This window comes from Paenalcaligenes niemegkensis (assembly GCF_022230885.1).
In the GTDB taxonomy this organism is placed as follows: Bacteria; Pseudomonadota; Gammaproteobacteria; order Burkholderiales; family Burkholderiaceae_B; genus Paenalcaligenes; species Paenalcaligenes niemegkensis.
The window spans coordinates 2,327,640-2,345,337 of sequence record NZ_JAKGCT010000004.1; the positions used below are offsets into that span (position 1 = coordinate 2,327,640).

16 protein-coding genes and 3 pseudogenes are annotated in these 17,698 nt (G+C 50.7%); 5 read left to right on the plus strand and 14 right to left on the minus strand.

The features are described 5' to 3' along the window. Window positions 1-72 precede the first annotated feature (72 nt). The 7 genes and pseudogenes from L1889_RS15350 to L1889_RS15385 all read right to left on the minus strand — a co-directional run bounded on the left by L1889_RS15350 (window position 73) and on the right by L1889_RS15385 (window position 7,104). A complete protein-coding gene (locus tag L1889_RS15350) occupies window positions 73-1,053 on the minus strand; it encodes an NAD-dependent epimerase/dehydratase family protein (protein ID WP_238665818.1) in 981 nt (326 codons plus the stop codon). Window positions 1,054-1,068: 15 nt separating this feature from the next. Next, entirely contained in the window at window positions 1,069-1,818 is a 750-nt protein-coding gene (locus tag L1889_RS15355; protein ID WP_238665819.1) for an aspartate/glutamate racemase family protein, read from the minus strand. 59 nt (window positions 1,819-1,877) lie between these two features. Further along, a pseudogene (locus tag L1889_RS15360) lies at window positions 1,878-3,157 on the minus strand (TRAP transporter large permease). Then, window positions 3,154-3,675: a TRAP transporter small permease gene (locus L1889_RS15370; RefSeq protein ID WP_238665821.1), complete on the minus strand. Its 522-nt coding sequence runs from the start codon at window positions 3,673-3,675 to the stop codon at window positions 3,154-3,156. Before L1889_RS15370 ends, L1889_RS15360 begins: the two are co-directional and overlap by 4 nt. Further along, entirely contained in the window at window positions 3,672-4,673 is a 1,002-nt protein-coding gene (locus tag L1889_RS15375) for a TRAP transporter substrate-binding protein (protein WP_238665822.1), read from the minus strand. Before L1889_RS15375 ends, L1889_RS15370 begins: the two co-directional genes overlap by 4 nt. A gap of 224 nt (window positions 4,674-4,897) precedes the next feature. Further along, a pseudogene (gene hydA, locus L1889_RS15380) lies at window positions 4,898-6,314 on the minus strand (dihydropyrimidinase). A 112-nt stretch (window positions 6,315-6,426) separates the two neighbouring features. Continuing rightward, window positions 6,427-7,104: a GntR family transcriptional regulator gene (locus tag L1889_RS15385; protein WP_238665823.1), complete on the minus strand. Its 678-nt coding sequence runs from the start codon at window positions 7,102-7,104 to the stop codon at window positions 6,427-6,429. A gap of 241 nt (window positions 7,105-7,345) precedes the next feature. Between L1889_RS15385 and L1889_RS15390 the strand changes: the two genes are divergently transcribed. Further along, complete coding sequence (locus L1889_RS15390) at window positions 7,346-8,596, plus strand: ArgE/DapE family deacylase (RefSeq protein WP_238665824.1); 1,251 nt, start codon at window positions 7,346-7,348, stop codon at window positions 8,594-8,596. A 46-nt stretch (window positions 8,597-8,642) separates the two neighbouring features. Here the strand turns inward: L1889_RS15390 and L1889_RS15395 are convergent, their stop codons facing one another. Together L1889_RS15395 and L1889_RS15400 are read right to left on the minus strand one after the other, a co-directional pair. Beyond that, entirely contained in the window at window positions 8,643-9,077 is a 435-nt protein-coding gene (locus tag L1889_RS15395) for a GntR family transcriptional regulator (RefSeq protein WP_238665825.1), read from the minus strand. A gap of 62 nt (window positions 9,078-9,139) precedes the next feature. Beyond that, window positions 9,140-9,361 (minus strand): GntR family transcriptional regulator, encoded by a 222-nt coding sequence (locus tag L1889_RS15400; RefSeq protein WP_238665826.1) that lies wholly within the window; start codon window positions 9,359-9,361, stop codon window positions 9,140-9,142. A 167-nt stretch (window positions 9,362-9,528) separates the two neighbouring features. Between L1889_RS15400 and L1889_RS15405 the strand changes: the two genes are divergently transcribed. The 4 genes and pseudogenes from L1889_RS15405 (at window position 9,529) to L1889_RS15420 (ending at window position 13,369) form a co-directional block, all read left to right on the plus strand. Next, entirely contained in the window at window positions 9,529-10,266 is a 738-nt protein-coding gene (locus tag L1889_RS15405) for a maleate cis-trans isomerase family protein (protein WP_238665827.1), read from the plus strand. A 65-nt stretch (window positions 10,267-10,331) separates the two neighbouring features. Beyond that, window positions 10,332-11,384 (plus strand): TRAP transporter substrate-binding protein, encoded by a 1,053-nt coding sequence (locus L1889_RS15410; protein ID WP_238665828.1) that lies wholly within the window; start codon window positions 10,332-10,334, stop codon window positions 11,382-11,384. Window positions 11,385-11,448: 64 nt separating this feature from the next. Next, entirely contained in the window at window positions 11,449-12,069 is a 621-nt protein-coding gene (locus L1889_RS15415) for a TRAP transporter small permease subunit (RefSeq protein WP_238665829.1), read from the plus strand. Then, window positions 12,066-13,369, plus strand: a pseudogene (locus L1889_RS15420) (TRAP transporter large permease). The gene L1889_RS15415 and the pseudogene L1889_RS15420 overlap by 4 nt, the downstream one beginning before the upstream one ends. Window positions 13,370-13,441: 72 nt before the next feature. Here L1889_RS15420 and L1889_RS15425 read toward each other — a convergent pair. From L1889_RS15425 to L1889_RS15445, 5 genes are all read right to left on the minus strand, one after another. Then, on the minus strand, window positions 13,442-14,440 hold the full coding sequence (locus tag L1889_RS15425) for a porin (protein WP_238665830.1): 999 nt from the start codon (window positions 14,438-14,440) through the stop codon (window positions 13,442-13,444). Between the two features lie 291 nt (window positions 14,441-14,731). Beyond that, window positions 14,732-16,045 carry a TRAP transporter large permease gene (locus L1889_RS15430; RefSeq protein ID WP_238665831.1) on the minus strand — a complete coding sequence of 438 codons (1,314 nt, stop codon included), beginning with the start codon at window positions 16,043-16,045 and terminating at the stop codon, window positions 14,732-14,734. Next, window positions 16,018-16,563, minus strand: a complete 546-nt coding sequence (locus L1889_RS15435; protein ID WP_238665832.1) for a TRAP transporter small permease — start codon at window positions 16,561-16,563, stop codon at window positions 16,018-16,020. Before L1889_RS15435 ends, L1889_RS15430 begins: the two co-directional genes overlap by 28 nt. 45 nt (window positions 16,564-16,608) lie before the next feature. After that, window positions 16,609-17,118, minus strand: a complete 510-nt coding sequence (locus tag L1889_RS15440) for a type 2 periplasmic-binding domain-containing protein (RefSeq protein ID WP_308217687.1) — start codon at window positions 17,116-17,118, stop codon at window positions 16,609-16,611. Then, window positions 17,082-17,666, minus strand: coding sequence for a type 2 periplasmic-binding domain-containing protein (locus L1889_RS15445; protein WP_238665833.1), 585 nt, complete (start codon window positions 17,664-17,666; stop codon window positions 17,082-17,084). The genes L1889_RS15440 and L1889_RS15445 overlap by 37 nt, the downstream gene beginning before the upstream one ends. Between the last annotated feature and the right edge of the window lie 32 nt (window positions 17,667-17,698).

The window sequence follows — 17,698 nt, forward strand, 5'->3', positions numbered from 1 at the left end:
GTTAGATTTTTATATCTTACTATGAACAAACCTCTGTGCCTTTGTTAGCTAAAGCAGATAGTCATGCTCGTGCTACATCCATGGAAACAGCTGTCGCCATTGAGCATAGTCGGCAAAGGCCTCGGGCAACAAGAAACGCGGACTATAGCCAAACTCGTTTTTTAAGCGATCGATAGCAAATGGCGGGCGAGCCGTTGGCGCGGGGATCCCCACATTTGCTTTGTTTTCCTGGTCTACTTGCTCGTACCTAAAGTTTGGAAACTGTCTGTGCAGTGCCTCACACCAGTCTGTGGCTGCCCAGCTTTGGCCAGTGGCAACTTGATATGTGCTGTGTTGACAGTGGTCAGCAGCAAGTAGCAAGGTAACTGCTTGGGCCACATCAGTGCCGTATACCCAGTCTGTGGGCAATTGCTTAGTAAAGGCGGCTTGATGGCCTTGTTCTGCCAGACGCCACAGCGTGTAAGGAATACTGAGCGTGTCGCGTACGCCTGTGTCGTGTTCCCACCGGCCAAAAGTGACTCCCAGCCGCAGCACAACCACATCCAGGTTTCGTGTGCGGCGATAGCGCAAGGCGCAACGCTCGGCAGCGTATTTGCTGATTGCATACAGGCTTTCGGGGACCGGGATATCAACATCCTCGTGCAACTGCCCCGTTGTTTTGACTGTGCTGCCGAAAATGGCGCCACTGCTTAAACACACGACGCGCTGTATATCGCAACTGATAGCAGCTTCCAGAACAGCGAGGGTACCCAAGAGATTCACGTCGAGGATGGTGTGGGCTTTGCTACGCTCGGTGTCAAGAGCCGCCGTAATCGCCGCGCCATGGACTACCTGCGTTACGCCATGCGTTCGCATACTTTGTATGAGCTGCTGACTGTCTCGTATATCACCCAGTTCTATAGAAAGCATGGCCGGGTATGAGGCAAATGCTGCGGTTATCGAAGGGTGAGGTTCTTCCAAGCCATAGAGCACCACATGTTGCCCACGACGCAGTAAATCTTCGGCAATGTTCAGGCCACAGAAGCCCCCACCGCCCGTAATTAGCACAGCCATGCGTTCGGGCCTCGTTTAAAGAGGTTGACGGCCAATCAGGGCCATCAGCGCAGGTGATAAGCCTGCAACGGGTTTATCCGGAGGTGGGGCGTAACTGCCGGCCTGAGAACTGCGGGTGTTAATACCGACTATTGCCTCTGCCTGTCGCACAGCGCAACTCACCCCATCCACGAGCGGCACCGGAATACGGTCTGCAACGGTCCGGGCCAAGCCAGCCAACGGTGCGCCAGCAATAATGATGACGTCTGCTCCATCCTCTTCTACAGCCTGTTTGCACAGTGTAATCAGCTGTTCGCCATGGTCGTCCTGAATGGTAGCGATATTACGTAAGGAATTCTCCAGACAGCGGATGCTGGCTAAGCGGCTGCTCATACCATAGCGTGCTACGGTTTCTTCATACCAGGTACGGATACGACGCGAAATGGCTACGATGGAAATCTTGCCGCCCAGCATAGAGGCCGTCATCAGGGCAGACTCGGTCATACCCATTACCGGAATAGGCAGGATTTCACGAGCCGCCAAGAGCCCGGGATCTCCAAAGGCTGCCACAATGGCTGCGTCGTAGTCTGAGTAATGCTCGGCCAGGGCGGTGAGTGTTGCATAACCGCCCACGGCCGCCTCGGCGCGAGTTTCTATATAGGCTACGCCGAAAGGTGCAGTCACGACATTAATTTCGACCTGTGGAGACGCGACTCGACGCGCTTCTTTTTCGATGAGCTCCGACACGCTGGTCGAAATATTTGGATTAACAATTAATAAACGCATTGTTTCCTCGATAGCATAATAATGGGGCTTGCCCAGTCACGGGCGAGCCAGGCAAAACCTTAGAACCCCATTGCACGCGGTAGTGCCGTTACCAAATCTGGGAAGGCAATACATAGGCCCAGAACAGCAAATTGCACTAGCACAAAGGGAAATGACTCACGGATTAATGGGCCCAAAGGTACCTTGCTGATTCCGCTGACGACAAAATATAAGACACCTACCGGTGGAGTCATCATGCCGATGATCAGGTTAAATACGAACAAGAAGCCAAAATAGAGAGGATCAATGCCATAGGTCAGGGCCAATGGGGCGAACAGAGGCACCAACATAATGTAGGCAGCGTTTGATTCAAGGAACATGCCCAGTACGATCAGCAAGGCCATGACCAGCAGCAAGAATGCTAGCGGGTTTTGGGTCAGGCCCTGAATGAAACCCGATAGTTGTGCGGGCACCATTTCAATGGTGAAAATAAACGTTACTGCTGCGGCAAAGGCAATAAGGGCCCCCACCATTGCCGACGTGACGGCTGCACGGTATAAACACCCGGGCAGGTCCTTGAGTTTTAATGTCCTGGTAATAAAGAAACCAATAATCGCCGAGTAAACGACGGCAATTGCAGCGCCCTCAGTTGCAGTAAAAGCACCAAATACAATGCCGCCTACTACGATGATCGGCATTAACAAGATCACTAACGCACGTCGGCCCTGCGTCAGCATGTTTCGGAAGTTAAAGGCAGCGCCCGTAAAAGCATAGCCTCTGCGTTTAGAAATAATTCCGGCTAACACCATAAAGCAGCCGACCAAAAGGAAGCCAGGAACGACGCCGGCCATAAACAAGCCGCCGACGGAAACGGATGAGCCGGCCATCAGGGCGTAGACAATCATGGCGTTGCTAGGAGGGAAAATGGCGCCCAGGTTAGCCGCTGAACAAATCACCGCTCCCGAGTAATCATCAGGGTAGTACTTACGCAGAGACGGCACCAATGTGCTTCCCAGCGCACTTGCACTGGCCACAGCCGCACCGGACACGGAGGAAAAAATGGTGCCTGAAATAATGGTGACCTGTGCCAGCCCCCGTGAACTCGCCCCACCATGCTGTTTGCGAAGGCGATCAGGCGTTCCATGATGTGAGCCCGCACCATCAATTCACCCGCAAGAATAAATAGCGGAATCGCCATCAGGGGAAAACTGTTGACTGCGTGCATCATGCGCTGCGGCATAACCACCAATTCAAAGTCGAGCATGTAGACTGCCGCCACCGAAGCCATGCCCAATGCAAAGGCTAGGGGCATACCGGTAAGCGCCAGGCCAAGGAACATTAATATTAAGTAAACGGTCATAGGTTTTCACCTAACCAGGTTTTTGAACCGCAGCGCAGCAATAGCAGCAAGTGCAAGAAGCTATGCCCGGCACAGATTAACAGCGGTATATAGAACACGGCCGAACTGATTGGCAGGGTTGGCATGAGTTCTGGCCAGCGCTCGATCACCGCAGTCCACGCGCCCAAGAACACCAGCGCCATCAGTAGCAGGCTGACTACGCAGGTAAGGCGAAAAATAACTTCGCGGGCCGCACTGGGAAGCAGCGAGACAAACACGTCGATGCCCACGTGTACACCGTGTCGCACACCGTGCGGAATGGCGATAAAAATAGACCAGACAAAAAGTAGTCGGGAAAGCTCGTCCGCCGAATCAATGGACGTGCCGAAGAAGTAGCGCAAGATCACCTGGAGGGCGACTAGAATTGTCATCCCTCCGATCATTGCCACAATGATCCAGTAGGTGAATTGATCCAGGCGTTTCAAAAACTGTTTCAGCGCTGCAAATCCAGCCGGCGTGGCAGGGTTGAGTTCGCTCATTGTGCCGTTGCCTCTGAGACCACTAAATTCACAAAGTCAGGATCCACCCGTTTTTTGACTTGTTCAACTACGCCAGCCGTAGCGGTACGCAGTTCTTCTCGTGTCTCAGGCGATATGGAGGTGAAAGTCATGCCCGCCTTGATGAGTTTTTCACGGTAGCCATTGTCTTCCTCTTCAGCTGTATCCCGTTGCCATTGCATGGCCTCATTCATTGCCGTTTTAACAATCTCCTGGTGTTCTGGCGATAATCTTTCGTAGCGGCGCTTATTGGCCATTACTACCAATAGATCGTAGAAGTGTGAACTGTCGGAAAGATGGCCCTGCACTTCATTAAAGCGGCGGCTGTCGATGGTGCTGTATGGGTTTTCCTGCGCGTCCAGCACCTTTTGTTGCAAGGCAGAGTAGAGTTCAGATACATCCATTGAGACGGGGTTGGAGCCGAGGGCACGGAACGTCTGTAAATGCACTTCATTGGGTTGTAAACGTACACGCAAGCCCTGGAAGTCAGCGGTGTTTTCCAAGGGGCGCAAGCTGTTGGTAACATGTCTGAAGCCAATTTCACCGTAGCTTAAGACTTCAAAGCCTTGTTTCGCCATTTTGTCATGCAGGGCTGTGCCCACTTTACCTTCCACAACGTTAAAGGCCTGTTCGCGATTATCAAACAAGAATGGGAGGCTCAGCGCTTCATACTCCGGGACGAGCCGGGTCAGGTAGGCAGAGGAGATCAAGGTTGCAAATAGCGTTCCGGAGCGAACCTGATCAACGTTTTCGGTAGCACCTCCCAATTGCATGGCTGGAAATAGGTCAACTTGAATTTCTCCATTAGAGCGCTCCTCAACCAGCTTCTTAAAAACCTCCATCGAGCGAGATACAGCATCTTCCACAGGATGGTTGCCAGCGACTCGCAAACGCTCTACTGCCTGAGCAGAAGCACCGAAAGCAAACATCGCTACGCCAAGCGCCGAAGCCGTTAATAACTTATATAGCTTTTTAGACATATCTACACCTCGATTGTGGACAAAGTTTTATTGTTTAGCGTAATCATTGCATTCTTGGAATTAAACAAAAATACTTATAAACCCTATCCTTGAAACAAAAAAACCGACTAATTTCCTTAAAAAGCAGTTTTTATGCGCTTTTTAGGCAGAGGTGTTGTTTGCGGGTTATAAAAAAATCGCCACATTTATGGCGATTTTTGTACACAATATAGGCTACGCCTGTCTCAACGCAAGCGGCCCTCCAGGGTGGGTTTATCACAGGCTATAAACTGACCGGCATGCTCGTCTCCAACAAAAGCAAAGTCTTTGCTCACCATCTTGCCTCGAGAAAAGGTCATGACGGGCCAACCTTTTACTTCGATGCCTTCATATGGGGTGTAATCTACGTTGTGATGCAATTGACTATTGGTGATCGTGACTTTTCTCTCTACATCCCACAACACAATATCAGCGTCGCCCCCTACAACAATCGACCCTTTACGTGGATACATGCCGTACAGCTTCGCGGGGTTTGTTGCAGTGAGAGCCACAAACTGATTCACACTAAGCCGACCTTCAGCTACGCCGCCGGAAAAGAGCAGGGGCAGGCGTGTTTCCAGCCCCGGGATTCCATTGGGAATGTATTGAAAAGGCTGTTCAGTTCCACCGAGCTTTTTGCCGCAGGGATCCTCAAAGTTGAAGGGTGCATGATCAGAAGAAAAAATAGTAAAAAGATTTTTTCAAGGCCATTCCATACCGATGCCTGGTTTTTTTATCACGTGGCGGCGGGCTGCATACAAACTTTGCACCATGAAAATGGGGCTCTTCCAAATGGTCCTCTGTCAGGAATAAATACTGAGGACATGTCTCAGCATAGATTTTTAGTCCTTTGCCCTGGGCCCAATGAATTTGTTCAATAGCCTCTTTCCCGGACACATGCACGATCAGTATGGGCACATCGACCAATTCGGAAAACGTGATGGCACGATGGGTGGCTTCGCGTTCAACTGCGCTTGGACGCGATACGGCATGGTACTGCGGTGCGGTTAAACCGGCATCGTTAAGCTTTTCAGTTAACCATGTAATGCAGTCAGCGCTCTCCGCGTGAATCATCACCAGGGCGCCCTCGGCCCTGGCAACGTCAAGTACCCGTAAGACCTCGAGATCACTGATTTTAAGATCGTCATAGGTCATGTAGATCTTGAAAGAGGTGTATCCCTGCCGAATAAGCTGTGGCAACTCGTCTGTTAAGACGGTGTCGGTGGCGTCGGAAACAATCAGGTGGAAAGCATAGTCAATTACGGCTTTATCGCCAGCACGGTGATGATAATCGTCAACCGCAGCTTTTAGCGACTGACCTTTTTCCTGTGCGGCGAAGGGAATAATGGTAGTCGTACCGCCACATGCAGCAGAAATCGTCCCGCTTCTGAAATCATCGGCCATTTTTACGCCTTCGGGCATGGGCTGATCCAGATGGCAATGTGCGTCGACCCCACCAGGAAGTACCAAATAACCAGTAGCATCCACGATATCGCGAGCGCCTGACAAGCCCGTAGCCAAAGCTGCGATCTTTCCGTCTTTTATACCGATATCGCAGACAAAGCGGTCTGAGGCTGTTGCGACATCGGCATTTTTTATAATTAGATCGAAGGACGAACTCATGTATTGCTCCTCAAAACTTTGTAGTGTTTTTCTAAGACTTAGCGCAACACTACCGCTTGCCTGAAATTTAATCAAGCTTTTGAGGACAAACTATAAAGCTATTGTAGACAATTCAGCTAAAGATTTCCTCGAAATCAGGTAGCTCGTCGTCAGAGCTGGAGAGATCCAGGGCGTACTCGATACTTAGCAAATGATCGTGCATGATTTTTTGGGCGGTATCGGCATCGCTCCGCTTGAAACAGGCCACCAGATCGGCGTGCTCATGGTCGGAACATGCAGAAACGTTTGGTTTATCGTAGAGCGTAATAATTAAGCACGTGAACGATGTCAGTTCGCGCATAATCCGCAGCAACATGCGTGAGGCGACCATCTCGGCAATATGCATATGGAATTCGCCAGACAGACGAATGATGGCCCGGCTGTCGCGTTGTGCACGAGCCTGTTTCTCGAGAGCTACATGTTGCTGTAGCTGCTTAAGCTGTGCTGGCGTAATGTTTTTGGCCAGCGTAGCCGCCATGCCAGGCTCAAGTAGACGGCGGGTATAGAACAGTTCTTGGGCTTCTTCAACCGTGGGGCTGGCAATACACGCTCCCTTGTTGGGAATCAATGTGACCAGCTGCTCGTGCGCGAGCCGCCCCAATACCTGGCGAATACGGGTACGGCTGGCACCCGTGACTTCGACCAGCCGCTCTTCGACCAAGCGGGCACCGGGCAGCAATCGGCGCTCTGTAATGGCCAATAAGATGCGGCTATAAATTTCTTCTACGCTTAATACCTGATTTTTCGCCATAGTTATTGCCCGGACGTGTGTTGACGTCACTCACTCTTGTTATCAATCAATTAAATAGATAATTGTCGTATACTATATCTACGATTTTAGATTAAATTGTCTACAATCAGTATGGTTTTCTTGTGTTGAAATTTTAACACTAGCTGTATCAACCTTGTGTTTTGACGATTGTAGCTAAAAAACCAGTAAATCCTTTGAGCATTCCATAGGCCCAGGCGACGCACAACGACAGGAGTCAGCCTTGAACCACTTTGCCACAATTAAACAAAAAATATCCGATCAGATAGAAGCGACTTCTTGCCTGGCTATTGCCCATGTTATTGAGCTCGTACAAATGCCGTCTGACAACCCTCCTGGAAATTGTGCACCTATCGCCGAACTGGCCTACAGGCAATTACGTACATTAGGGTTTGAAGTAGAGCGCTATGAGGTACCCGCCGAAACTGTGGGCGCTGCAGGAATGCAAAGCGTTACGAATCTTGTTGTTCGCGAGCGTTTTGGCGAAGGCCCTACAATTGCGCTCAATGCCCATGGAGATGTTGTGCCGCCAGGTAGCGGCTGGACGGTTGATCCGTACAAGGGTGAGATCATTGAGGGCTGGTTATATGGACGCGGCGCGGCCGTTTCAAAATCGGACCTGGTCTCCTACGCTTATGCCTTGAAGGCCCTGAAAGAGTCGGGCATAGAGTTGGCGGGCACCGTTGAGCTACATTACACCTTTGACGAAGAGACGGGAGGCTTGCTCGGGCCGGGATGGCTACTGGAGCAAGGCATCGTCAGGCCGGACTACGTAATCTGTGCTGCTTTTTCCTATGATGTCATTGTGGCGCACAACGGCTGCCTGCACCTGGAGATCACCTTAAAAGGCAAATCGGCTCATGCCGCAGTGCCTTCTACGGGCGTCGATGCTATTGAAGCCTTGGTGCCCGTGCTGCAGGCTTTATATGCCTATCGCGACTCATTGCGTACGGTGCGGGCAACAACCTCAGGCATTGACGCACCTACCTTTGTTGTAGGCTTGGTAAAAGGCGGCATCAATACGAATGTGGTGGCTGATGAGGTGGTACTGCGTGTTGACCGCAGAGTTATTCCTGACGAAGACCCTTATCGTGTTGAGCAACAGATGCATGAGGTTATTGCAGCAGCGCTGACGCAAACGCCAGGCATTACTGCCGATATTAAGCGCGTGCTGCTGGCCAACCCCATGAAGCCAACCAAAGCATCCCTGGACTTTGCGCAGCGGCTAGCTAAACATGCGCAAGCCGTGATGGGTGAAGCCATAAATCCTGCTGCAGGCATTCCGCTTTATACCGATGCGCGGCTCTATGCCGAGAAGGGGATTCCTACCATTATGTACGGCGCCGGACCGCGTTCAGTACTGGAGGCCAACGGCCATAGAGCCGATGAGCGGCTGCCAGTAGACACGCTGGCCAAGGCAACCACGGTTATTGCCCACACTATTGCCGATATGCTGGGTGTTAACCATAAATAAGAGACTCTTTGACGTTATTTCTCAGGCCTTCGAACCGTTTTTTCGCCTAGCTTGTGACATGAATTAAACCCGTTACAACGGCTTTGCCTGTGTTTTTCATATGTTCGCGCATAGCAAAAACCAAACGACTTCGGTCCCTACGTTGTAAGGCGTCCATGATCTGGCCATGTTCGTCAACTGACTCCAGCCAGCGATCTGGATTCATATTAGCCATGTATCTCGCTCTGGCGATTTTTATACCAAGCTGTTCTTCTAGCTTAGCTAGTACGTGATTACCGGCTAAGCGTGTCAACTCCCGGTGTACGCGTTGATTTAACACGAAATATTCATCACGATTACCGGATTCTGCTGCTGCTGTCATTTGGGTATGAAGCTTTGACAAATTTTCAATATCGTCGTCTGTGACTCGCTCTAACACTTGTTCGGCGATTAACTCCTGCAGGTTGGTCATCACCTGAAAGATCTCTTTGAGTTCATTCACATCCACGTCAGTGATACGAGCCCCCTTGTTTGGAAGCAGCTCAATTAAGCCCTCTTTGGCGATTACCTTAAGCGCTTCACGTAGGGGGTCCGGGAAACCTCGAACAGCTCGGACAGCTGTTGCTCATGCACGCGGCTACCAGGCTTGAGCTCCGCTTTAAGAATAAGGCTGCGCAACTGATTTGCAATAACAAGGTATAGCGGTTCGCGCTTCAGACTTAATTTAACTGGTAGGGCTTGGTCTCCAAGACCACGCTCTTTCTTGCCTATTTCGTGCGGCATCATGACTCCAAACCTTTAATGAATGTAAGAACATACCCTATATATCGACAGGAAAGCTTGTTCAAAGATAGTTAATTCTATAGGATGTTTGAACCATTACATTTTGCATACAAAATTATAAATGCAAAGTACAATAAAAATAATTCAGCAGGAAAAGGAGACCTCGTGCTATGAGCCGTACTTTACTGGGAATGATCACCCCTTCCTCAAACACAGTACTGGAGCCCTATACCAGTGCCATTCTGGCTTCTTTATTTCCACGGGTTAGTGCACACTTTCAGCGTTTTACTGTTCGAGAGATCTCGCTATCGACCAGCGCGTTAGCGCAATTCGAAACAGAGCCGCTGTTAGAGGCGGCTGAGTTGCTGAGCGATGCCAGAATGGATGCAATCGCCTGGAGTGGAACGGCTGCAAGTTGGCTAGGGTTTCAGGTGGATGAACGGTTGTGTAAAGCCATTATGGAACGCACCGCTATTCCCGCTACGACTAGTGTCTTGGCTCTTAATGAAATTTTAGAGCGCACAAATGTGGCACGGCTGGGACTGGTGACGCCGTACTTAAGTGATGTGCAATCGGCAATTATCAATAATTACAACGCGGCTGGTCATGAAGTTGTTGCCGAACAGCATTTAGGTGACAAAGGAAATTTTTCGTTTTCTGAATACGATGAAAATACGCTGCGCAAGATGATTCGTAGGGTTGCGGAATCAAAGCCTGAGGCCATCACCATTTTGTGCACCAACTTACGTGGAGCCGAAATTGTGGAGGAGCTTGAGGCCGAAACAGGTATCCCGATTTACGACTCAGTCAGTGTCACCGTGTGGAAATCGTTGTTGTTGGCAGGACAGCGTCCCGACCAAATCAAGGGGTGGGGCAAACTATTTAATGATCCAAAACTTGGCATGTAACGCGTAAAAACAAAGTAGCTCCGCCAAGAAATAATGATCAGGTACTCACGCAAGGAGGAGACACCATGCAATCCCTGAAACTTAAGCAGTGGGCAACAAGCGTCGCCATTGGCGCCAGTTTAATGATTAGCGCCACCGCGATAGCGCAAACTCCGTTACGGGTCGTCGGCAATTTTTCGGGAAATAAAATTCACGTTGAGGAGATTGAGCGTCCGTTCTTTGAGGCGTTAGGACCAAAAGTTGGTGTGCCCGTGGTCTATAACACCATGGATGCCATTGGCGTAAATGCTGCCGACGCACTGCGCATGATCCGCTCAGGTTCGTTTGACATCATGTCAGTACAGATTGGCATGGCCGCACGGGACGACCCTTTCTTTGAGGGCATAGATCTGGCAGGCGTAGCCTCAGATCTTGGTGCGCAGCGCAAAGCAATTAACGCCGTCAAAGATAGCATTGATGAGCGTCTTCAAACCCGCTTTAACGCCAAGTTAATGACCTTATGGCCCTTTGGCGAGCAAGTGCTTTTTTGTACGGGAGACATCAACTCGGTCGACGACTTAAAAGGCAAAAAAGTTCGGGTATTCACTTCTTCAATGTCACGTCTGGTAGAGGGCTTGGGTGCTACCCCAGTCACGCTGCAATTCAGTGAGGTTTATCTTGCATTACAGCGCGGTGTGGCCGACTGCGGAGTAACGGCCCCCAGCGCAGGAAACAGCGGAAAATGGCCAGAGGTTACCGACGTGTTTTTACCTTTGCCCTTGTCTTATTCAGTGCAAGGCCATTTCATGAACCTGGATCGCTGGAACGCGATGTCATCTGAGCAGCAAAGTACACTGCAGGCCGAGTTCGCCGCTATGGATGACCGCATGTGGGATCTGGCCGATACCTACAATAAAGACGCTGCACGCTGCAACACAGGTCAGGATGATTGTAAACACCACACCAAGTACACCATGCGCGAAGTGCCTATAGACGCTAAAAACCGCGAGCGTGTCGTTGAACTGACCAATGCCGCTGTTCTGCCTTCTTGGGGAGCCAGTTGCACTCGAGGCTTTAAAGAGTGCATTCCGGTCTGGAACGAAACAGTGGGCAACGCCACTGGCTTTGAAATTAAATAATTCTAAATAAGCTTTTAGCCTGGATGTGTCTACACGCTTCCAGGCTAATTTCAGGAGACCTGCTATGTCTGAGCAAGGACCCCGTGTGCCAAACATAATCATTCGGGCCGGTGCGCTCGTTACCGGTTACGTCACCTTTTTGCTTTCTGTCATGATTACGATCGAGGTTATTGGTCGAAAGTTTTTTAATTTTTCTTTTCAGGGTGTGGATGAAGTGGGGGGCTATGTTCTCGCCATTGGCGTGAGCTTTAGCCTGGCTTATGCGTTAATCATGCGTGCGCACACCCGCGTGGATGTGTTGGTTAACCTGTTGCCTAAAAGCGCACGGGCCTTGCTGAATCTTTTTGCGGCGCTTTTGATAGCTGCCCTGGCGTGTTTTTTATGCTGGCAAAGTATCGATACCCTAAGAGAAACCCTTGAGTTTGATAGCCACGCTTCGACCCCACTAGAGACGCCTCTTTGGATTCCACAAATTATTTGGGCAGCTGGTTTTGTGTTGTTTTCCATTGTGGCCGTTTGGCAGGCGGTACGTGGATTGCAATTGCTGACGGTAGGGAATATAGCTCAGCTTAATAAGGAGCTGGGGCCTCGAACCACAGATGATGAGCTCAACGAAGCACTTGAAGAGATTCAAAACCAGCAGATCGAGCCTGGGCAAGAACTTAAGCTAGGGGCGCAATCATGATAACGATTCTAGGAATTGCAGGTGGCTTCGTTCTGCTACTGGCCCTTCTGGCAGTTGGCGTACACGTCGCCGTAGCCATTTTTTCTGTGGCCACCACAGGCGTACTGCTGTATTTGAATACGTCACTGCTCTTTAATTTCGGAAATAACCTTTGGGCCACGCTAAACGATTTTTTACTGACGGCGATCCCCTTATTTATTTTACTTGGCGAGATTTTGCTACGCAGTGGGATCACAGAGCGAATGTACGGTGCATTGTCGGTTTGGTTACAGCGTTTGCCCGGCGGTTTGCTGCACACCAATATTGGTGCGTCCACGGTGTTTTCAGCCATGTCCGGTTCTTCAGTGGCTACCGCCGCGACGATTGGAACCGTTGCCCTGCCAGCGTTTAAACAACGAGGGTATAACGAGCGTATAGCACTTGGGTCGCTTGCAGCCGGAGCGACCTTAGGCATATTGATTCCTCCAAGTATCAATATGATTATCTATGGAGCCATTACCAACACCTCAATCGGTAAGTTATTTATTGCGGGAATATTGCCAGGCTTGGCGCTTGCAGCGGCTTTTATGGCAACCATTTATATTTGCGCAATCCTAAAACCAGACATCGTGGGTATTAAAGAAGCGCCTACGTCGTGGGCGGAAAAGCTGGCGGCTCTAAAAGACTTACTTCCACCCGCCTTCGTGTTTTTTATTGTGATGGGCAGTATTTATAGCGGATGGGCCACCCCGACTGAAGCGGCAGCTTTAGGCGTGGTGGCATCGCTGGTTATTGCGGCCAGCCGTCGTAAGCTATCTTTCTCGATGCTGCATGAGTGTTTTTGTCGATGGCGCGCACGACCGCGATGCTGATGCTGATTATTATCGGCGCCTACTTCATGAATTATGTGGTCGGCATCTTGGGGATTCCTTCGGCCTTATCGCGTTGGGTTTCCGATTTGGGTCTTAGCCCATTGGGACTGATTCTATCGTTGGTGGTTTTCTATCTGGTATTAGGCTGCTTTCTGGAAACCTTGTCGATGATGATTGCCACGGTACCAATTGTTGTTCCGCTTGTGATGCAGTTCGGTTTTGACCCTGTATGGTTCGGAATTTTCCTGGTGTTGATGATGGAAATTTCGCTGATTACACCACCTGTGGGTATGAACCTGTTCGTGGTTCAGGGCGTACGAGGGCACGGCTCGGTAGTTGACGTCATTATCGGTAGCTTGCCTTTCTTGCTGGTCATGCTGGCTTTTGTACTGGCTATTATTATTTGGCCTGCGTCGATAATGTGGTTACCGAATCTTATGATGTCCTAAAGCGTTACTGCAATACCAAGAAGCCATCCCCCTCCTGGAAAAACGGCTTCCAGGCGGGGGATTGGTCACCCCTCAAAAAGCATGCCGTACACCCACGGCAAAGGTTGGCGTCACGCTATAGCCAGCCTTTTTATCGGCCATGAGCATAGAGTAAAGGTCGGTGCGCGCCGACAGTGTATGGCTGTAGCCCAGGCTTAAGAACTCACGACGTTCAGTGAAGGCCCCTGTTGTACGGGCCTGGCTGTACGAGAACATGAGCAGATCTTGATTGACAGGCACTGATACACCAGCTTGATAGATATGGTCTTTGGTGTTGGCATTCACGGTTGCGGTGGATTTCTCGCGCGATTCGCCATACTGGGCAAAAAACTTCATCCAGTCTATATCGTAGCTGGCACCCACTTGCCAAGTGTCTTCGCTGCCTTCATTGAAGACAGAACGTACTTTTTGAACGACGATGCCTGCGGCCAGACGGTCGCCGGTATAGTTCAAGGCGGCACTCTGGTTTGCTCGCTGGTCGTTATCTTTAAATTGGTGATGCAGGGTAAGGACGACGCCTCCTGCACTTGGGGTTGTATAGTTAATCGAGTTGCTCCAGCCTGTGTCTCCCGAGATTCTGCCGATACCTCCCTGAAAGTTATTGCGTAGCATGGGGGAGAAACCGAATGAGTCGGCGAAAGGGTTGTAAGTTGCTGTATTGATGAACATCGAGGTGCCCATGCGACCTATGCGCAGCATTCCCCATTTATCTCCTTTCAGACCCACGAGCGAGTTGCGGGCATACATGACATCGCCTTCAAAACGTCCAGCGGCTCCTTCATCAGCTCTAAAAAAACCTTCCAGCATGAAGAAGCTGCTCAGGTTATCGTTGATTTTGTCTTCGCCCTTAATGCCCCAGAAACTGGTCTTGAATCTGCCGGAAGCGACGTCGTTTTCACGGGTGCCGCCGCTTTCCTTATATGAGCCGACGTTAAGGTCTATAAGTCCGTACATGCTTAGGTTCGCGTTGGCTGTGCCAGTCAGGCCCAGCATGAGGCTGCCAATCAGCAAGGTTCCTAGTGATTTATTCATGATCTCCTCGTTTTTGTCTTGTTGTTGCGTTAATTGTTTGTAGAAAGGCCAGTGAAGTGGCCCGGGGTTTTAGCGTTAAAAAGCAAAGAAAATCTTAGATTTTCAATGTGTAGACGAAGCGTCTCCCTGCCTGAAACGCGTGGCGTTCAGGCATGTGGAGCTGTTTGAACAGAAGACTGTGGTGGTGCTGCGTTTTAGCCTGGGCCGGTTCTGTGGATAACAATGGGTGTTAGTTATCCACAGCTCGGTTGAGACTTAAGCTAAAACCAGATGCTTGAAGACATAGACTGTTTAGCCTCCAAGTAGAACGCCAGGCAGCCAGGTGGCAATCGACGGCACGGCATAGATTAGCCAGGCAACAAATAGAATCAGTATCCAGTACGGTGCAGAGCCCATGAATATCTCGCTGACTTTAATGTTTTTATCCGGAACGGCGGCTTTGACAACAAGCACTCCAATGCCAAACGGAGGGGTCAGCACACCAGCCTCGATTACCAAAATACCGATTAGCGCGAACATGATGGGGTCAAAACCCAGCGCCATCGCAATGGGCCAGAAAATAGGCACAGTCAGCAGCATGATCGAAATGCTGTCGACAACTGCTCCCAACAAGAACCACGTAATGGCCATGAACAACAGGGTGCCGCCGGGGCCTAAGCCCATACTTTCGAGAAGCTCCTGAACCTGTTGAGGAACGCCATTCAGAGCGATGAGTTTGCTGTAGACAACAGCACTCATCAACAGCAGCATAATGGGGGTAACAGTGCGGCCAGCTTCAATGAACGATTGGTACATCGCCTGTGGACGCATACCTTTGGAAACAGCCAGGATGCCAGCGCCTACCAGCCCAACTGCGCTGCCTTCTGTGGGCGTAAAGTACCCCATCCAGATACCGCCAAGCGTGACAGCAATCAGGATACCCACGCCTATCGCACTCTGGATTTCGCCTTTTGATAGCTTGCTTAGCTCTGCATGATCGGCTGAGTCTGGAGCTGAGGCTGGCCAGAATTTAGCGTGGAGTATGCAGTACGAGGCATAGAGCAGGGCGAGAATCAGACCTGGAATCACACCGGCGGCAAACAGCATCCCTACCGACTGTTCGGTAAGAATGGCCCAGACAATCATAAATACGGAAGGAGGTATCAACAGACCCAATACCGAACTTCCGGCAATACAGCCCATGGCATAGCTGCGGCTGTAGTTATGTTTACGCATGATGGGATAGGCAACATGACTGAAGGCAGCTGCTGCGGCGACACCTACGCCAGTGACGGCGGCAAAGACGGCATTTCCTCCTACCGTAGCGACGGCTAAACGTCCTGGAACGCCTTTTAAGGCCCGGTTTACTACATTGAATAAGTCAGTTGCAGCACCGCTGTGCGCGATGAGCATACCCATAACGGTGAACAGTGGAATAACTACAAAGTTGTATTCACGAATCCCCGATATAGCAGTTTGCTGCAGCAAACTGATCATGGGTTCAAAACCGCCCAACACTATGTATAAACCAATTCCGGCAGCAGTAGCGAAAGCAAAAACCACCGGTACGCCCATTAAAACGAGCACGAATAAGGCAATTAAACCTGCCCAAATTTCGAAATCCATGCGAGCTTCCTAATCGTTATGGTGTTCAGCAGTTGCTGCGGAACAGGGGAGGGGACGGCGTGAATGCTGAGTCCTAAGCACACCAGGCCAGACACAATCCAGAGCAGGAGTGTGAAAAGGCGCAACGGCCACGCGGGGACGCGGAAGGCATCGCTGCCAAAAAACTCGGCCGTTGCAAAGGCCTCCTGTAAAGGTGCCCACGAGGCTGACGTAATGCCGAAAAAGAAAAGAGCTCCGAGCGCATAGGCTACGGCGGTCAGTAGCCGGCGCCCCAGGGCGGGAAGCCGATCCACAAGGATGGTGACCCGCAGCAATTTACCTTCACGAATAGAGTGCGGCGTTTGCATGTACGTCAGAAGTACCAGCGCGACGCCTGCGACTTCAGCCGTGCCTGCAAATGGACGGTTAAAGAAGAGTCTGCCAATGACGTCGTAGACGATGAGCACGGCTAGAGCAGCGCTGATAATTGCCCCGACAACGTGTAGACCCAGTAAGGCCTTGTCTACCCAGCTTTTCATGTGTTTTCCCTTTCTTTGAGTTTTGATTGTTGTTGAGCTAAAGCCTTAGAGCAGGGAGGTGTAATCGATAGGGAAGGTGTAGCCTTCTTCTTGTAAAAACTGGATGTAGGTTTTAAATACGTCGGTAGCAGGAAAACCTTTTCCGTCCAGTTCTGCGGCGGCGGTAACCGGAATGTTACTAAGCTGTTCAGCCCAGCGTTGCTGTTCGGAAAGTGGTAAATCGTTAACTTTGATGCCTTGCGCTATAAGCTTGGCCTTCATATCGATATCGCGCTGCTTGCTAAGTTCGGCGACTCGCAGCGAGGCTTCCAGCGCGACTTCGTCAATAATCTCCAGTACGTCGGCTGGCAGCTTATTGCGCGTATCCAGATTCATGAAAGCTACCAATGTGCTCAATGAGCCCAGGCTAGTCGTGTTGAAGTACTTGCTGGGTTCCGACAGTTTGAAGGCATCCATACCAGACAGATAGAACAGGCTGCCTTCGACCAGGCCAGTTTGCAGGGCTTGATAATGTTCACCTATACCCAGAGTAACGGGAACGGCTTCAATAGGAATGAAGAGGGGGCGTTGGTGCCAGCCATGGCAATACGTTTCCCCTTAAGTGTGTCGATATCGTTCCAGTCGAAGGTGGAGGCCACGCCGTAGGCTTCGGAGACCATGGCACTGAGTACATAGCTGTTGTAGCGAGCCATGCTGTCTTGCAGAGCCGGCACCTCTTTTAGCATACGATTAGAGACTTTTTGCTGCAGCACAGGATCGGACGAGGTGAAGGGCAGGTAAGCGCTGTAGTTGAGCAAGGCGGCGCGTGATTGTTCAAAGCCTATAGGCACGAGGCCAATGTCCAGGGTGCCTTTTTGTACAGCCTCAATGGTTCCGTCTACTTTGGCTACGCTGCCACCCCACGCCTTGATAAAGCGCACCTTGTGTTCGGTACGTTCGGCGACGCGTTCGCTGACCTCTTTGGCAAAGAACGTGTCATAGGTATTGACGTAGGTCAGGCCGGTGGTGTGGCCTCCACCCATGCGCAGGCTGAAGTTCTTGGCTTGGGTGGTAAATGAAAGGGTGACGAGTAGTGTGGCTGCTGCGAGCTTAAGTAGTTTCATGGTTGTCTCTCTCCGCGGTGGAGTCATTTTTT

What these genes read in the sequence shown, in the direction of transcription:
- L1889_RS15355 (WP_238665819.1), bottom strand. Translation starts at nt 1,818, where the DNA reads ATGCGTTTATTAATTGTTAATCCAAATATTTCGACCAGCGTGTCGGAG.
- L1889_RS15350 (WP_238665818.1), bottom strand. Translation starts at nt 1,053, where the DNA reads ATGGCTGTGCTAATTACGGGCGGTGGGGGCTTCTGTGGCCTGAACATT.
- L1889_RS15435 (WP_238665832.1), bottom strand. Translation starts at nt 16,563, where the DNA reads ATGAAAAGCTGGGTAGACAAGGCCTTACTGGGTCTACACGTTGTCGGG.
- L1889_RS15405 (WP_238665827.1), top strand. Translation starts at nt 9,529, where the DNA reads ATGAGCCGTACTTTACTGGGAATGATCACCCCTTCCTCAAACACAGTA.
- L1889_RS15375 (WP_238665822.1), bottom strand. Translation starts at nt 4,673, where the DNA reads ATGTCTAAAAAGCTATATAAGTTATTAACGGCTTCGGCGCTTGGCGTA.
- L1889_RS15415 (WP_238665829.1), top strand. Translation starts at nt 11,449, where the DNA reads ATGTCTGAGCAAGGACCCCGTGTGCCAAACATAATCATTCGGGCCGGT.
- L1889_RS15445 (WP_238665833.1), bottom strand. Translation starts at nt 17,666, where the DNA reads ATGAAACTACTTAAGCTCGCAGCAGCCACACTACTCGTCACCCTTTCA.
- L1889_RS15400 (WP_238665826.1), bottom strand. Translation starts at nt 9,361, where the DNA reads ATGATGCCGCACGAAATAGGCAAGAAAGAGCGTGGTCTTGGAGACCAA.
- L1889_RS15385 (WP_238665823.1), bottom strand. Translation starts at nt 7,104, where the DNA reads ATGGCGAAAAATCAGGTATTAAGCGTAGAAGAAATTTATAGCCGCATC.
- L1889_RS15430 (WP_238665831.1), bottom strand. Translation starts at nt 16,045, where the DNA reads ATGGATTTCGAAATTTGGGCAGGTTTAATTGCCTTATTCGTGCTCGTT.
- L1889_RS15370 (WP_238665821.1), bottom strand. Translation starts at nt 3,675, where the DNA reads ATGAGCGAACTCAACCCTGCCACGCCGGCTGGATTTGCAGCGCTGAAA.
- L1889_RS15410 (WP_238665828.1), top strand. Translation starts at nt 10,332, where the DNA reads ATGCAATCCCTGAAACTTAAGCAGTGGGCAACAAGCGTCGCCATTGGC.
- L1889_RS15425 (WP_238665830.1), bottom strand. Translation starts at nt 14,440, where the DNA reads ATGAATAAATCACTAGGAACCTTGCTGATTGGCAGCCTCATGCTGGGC.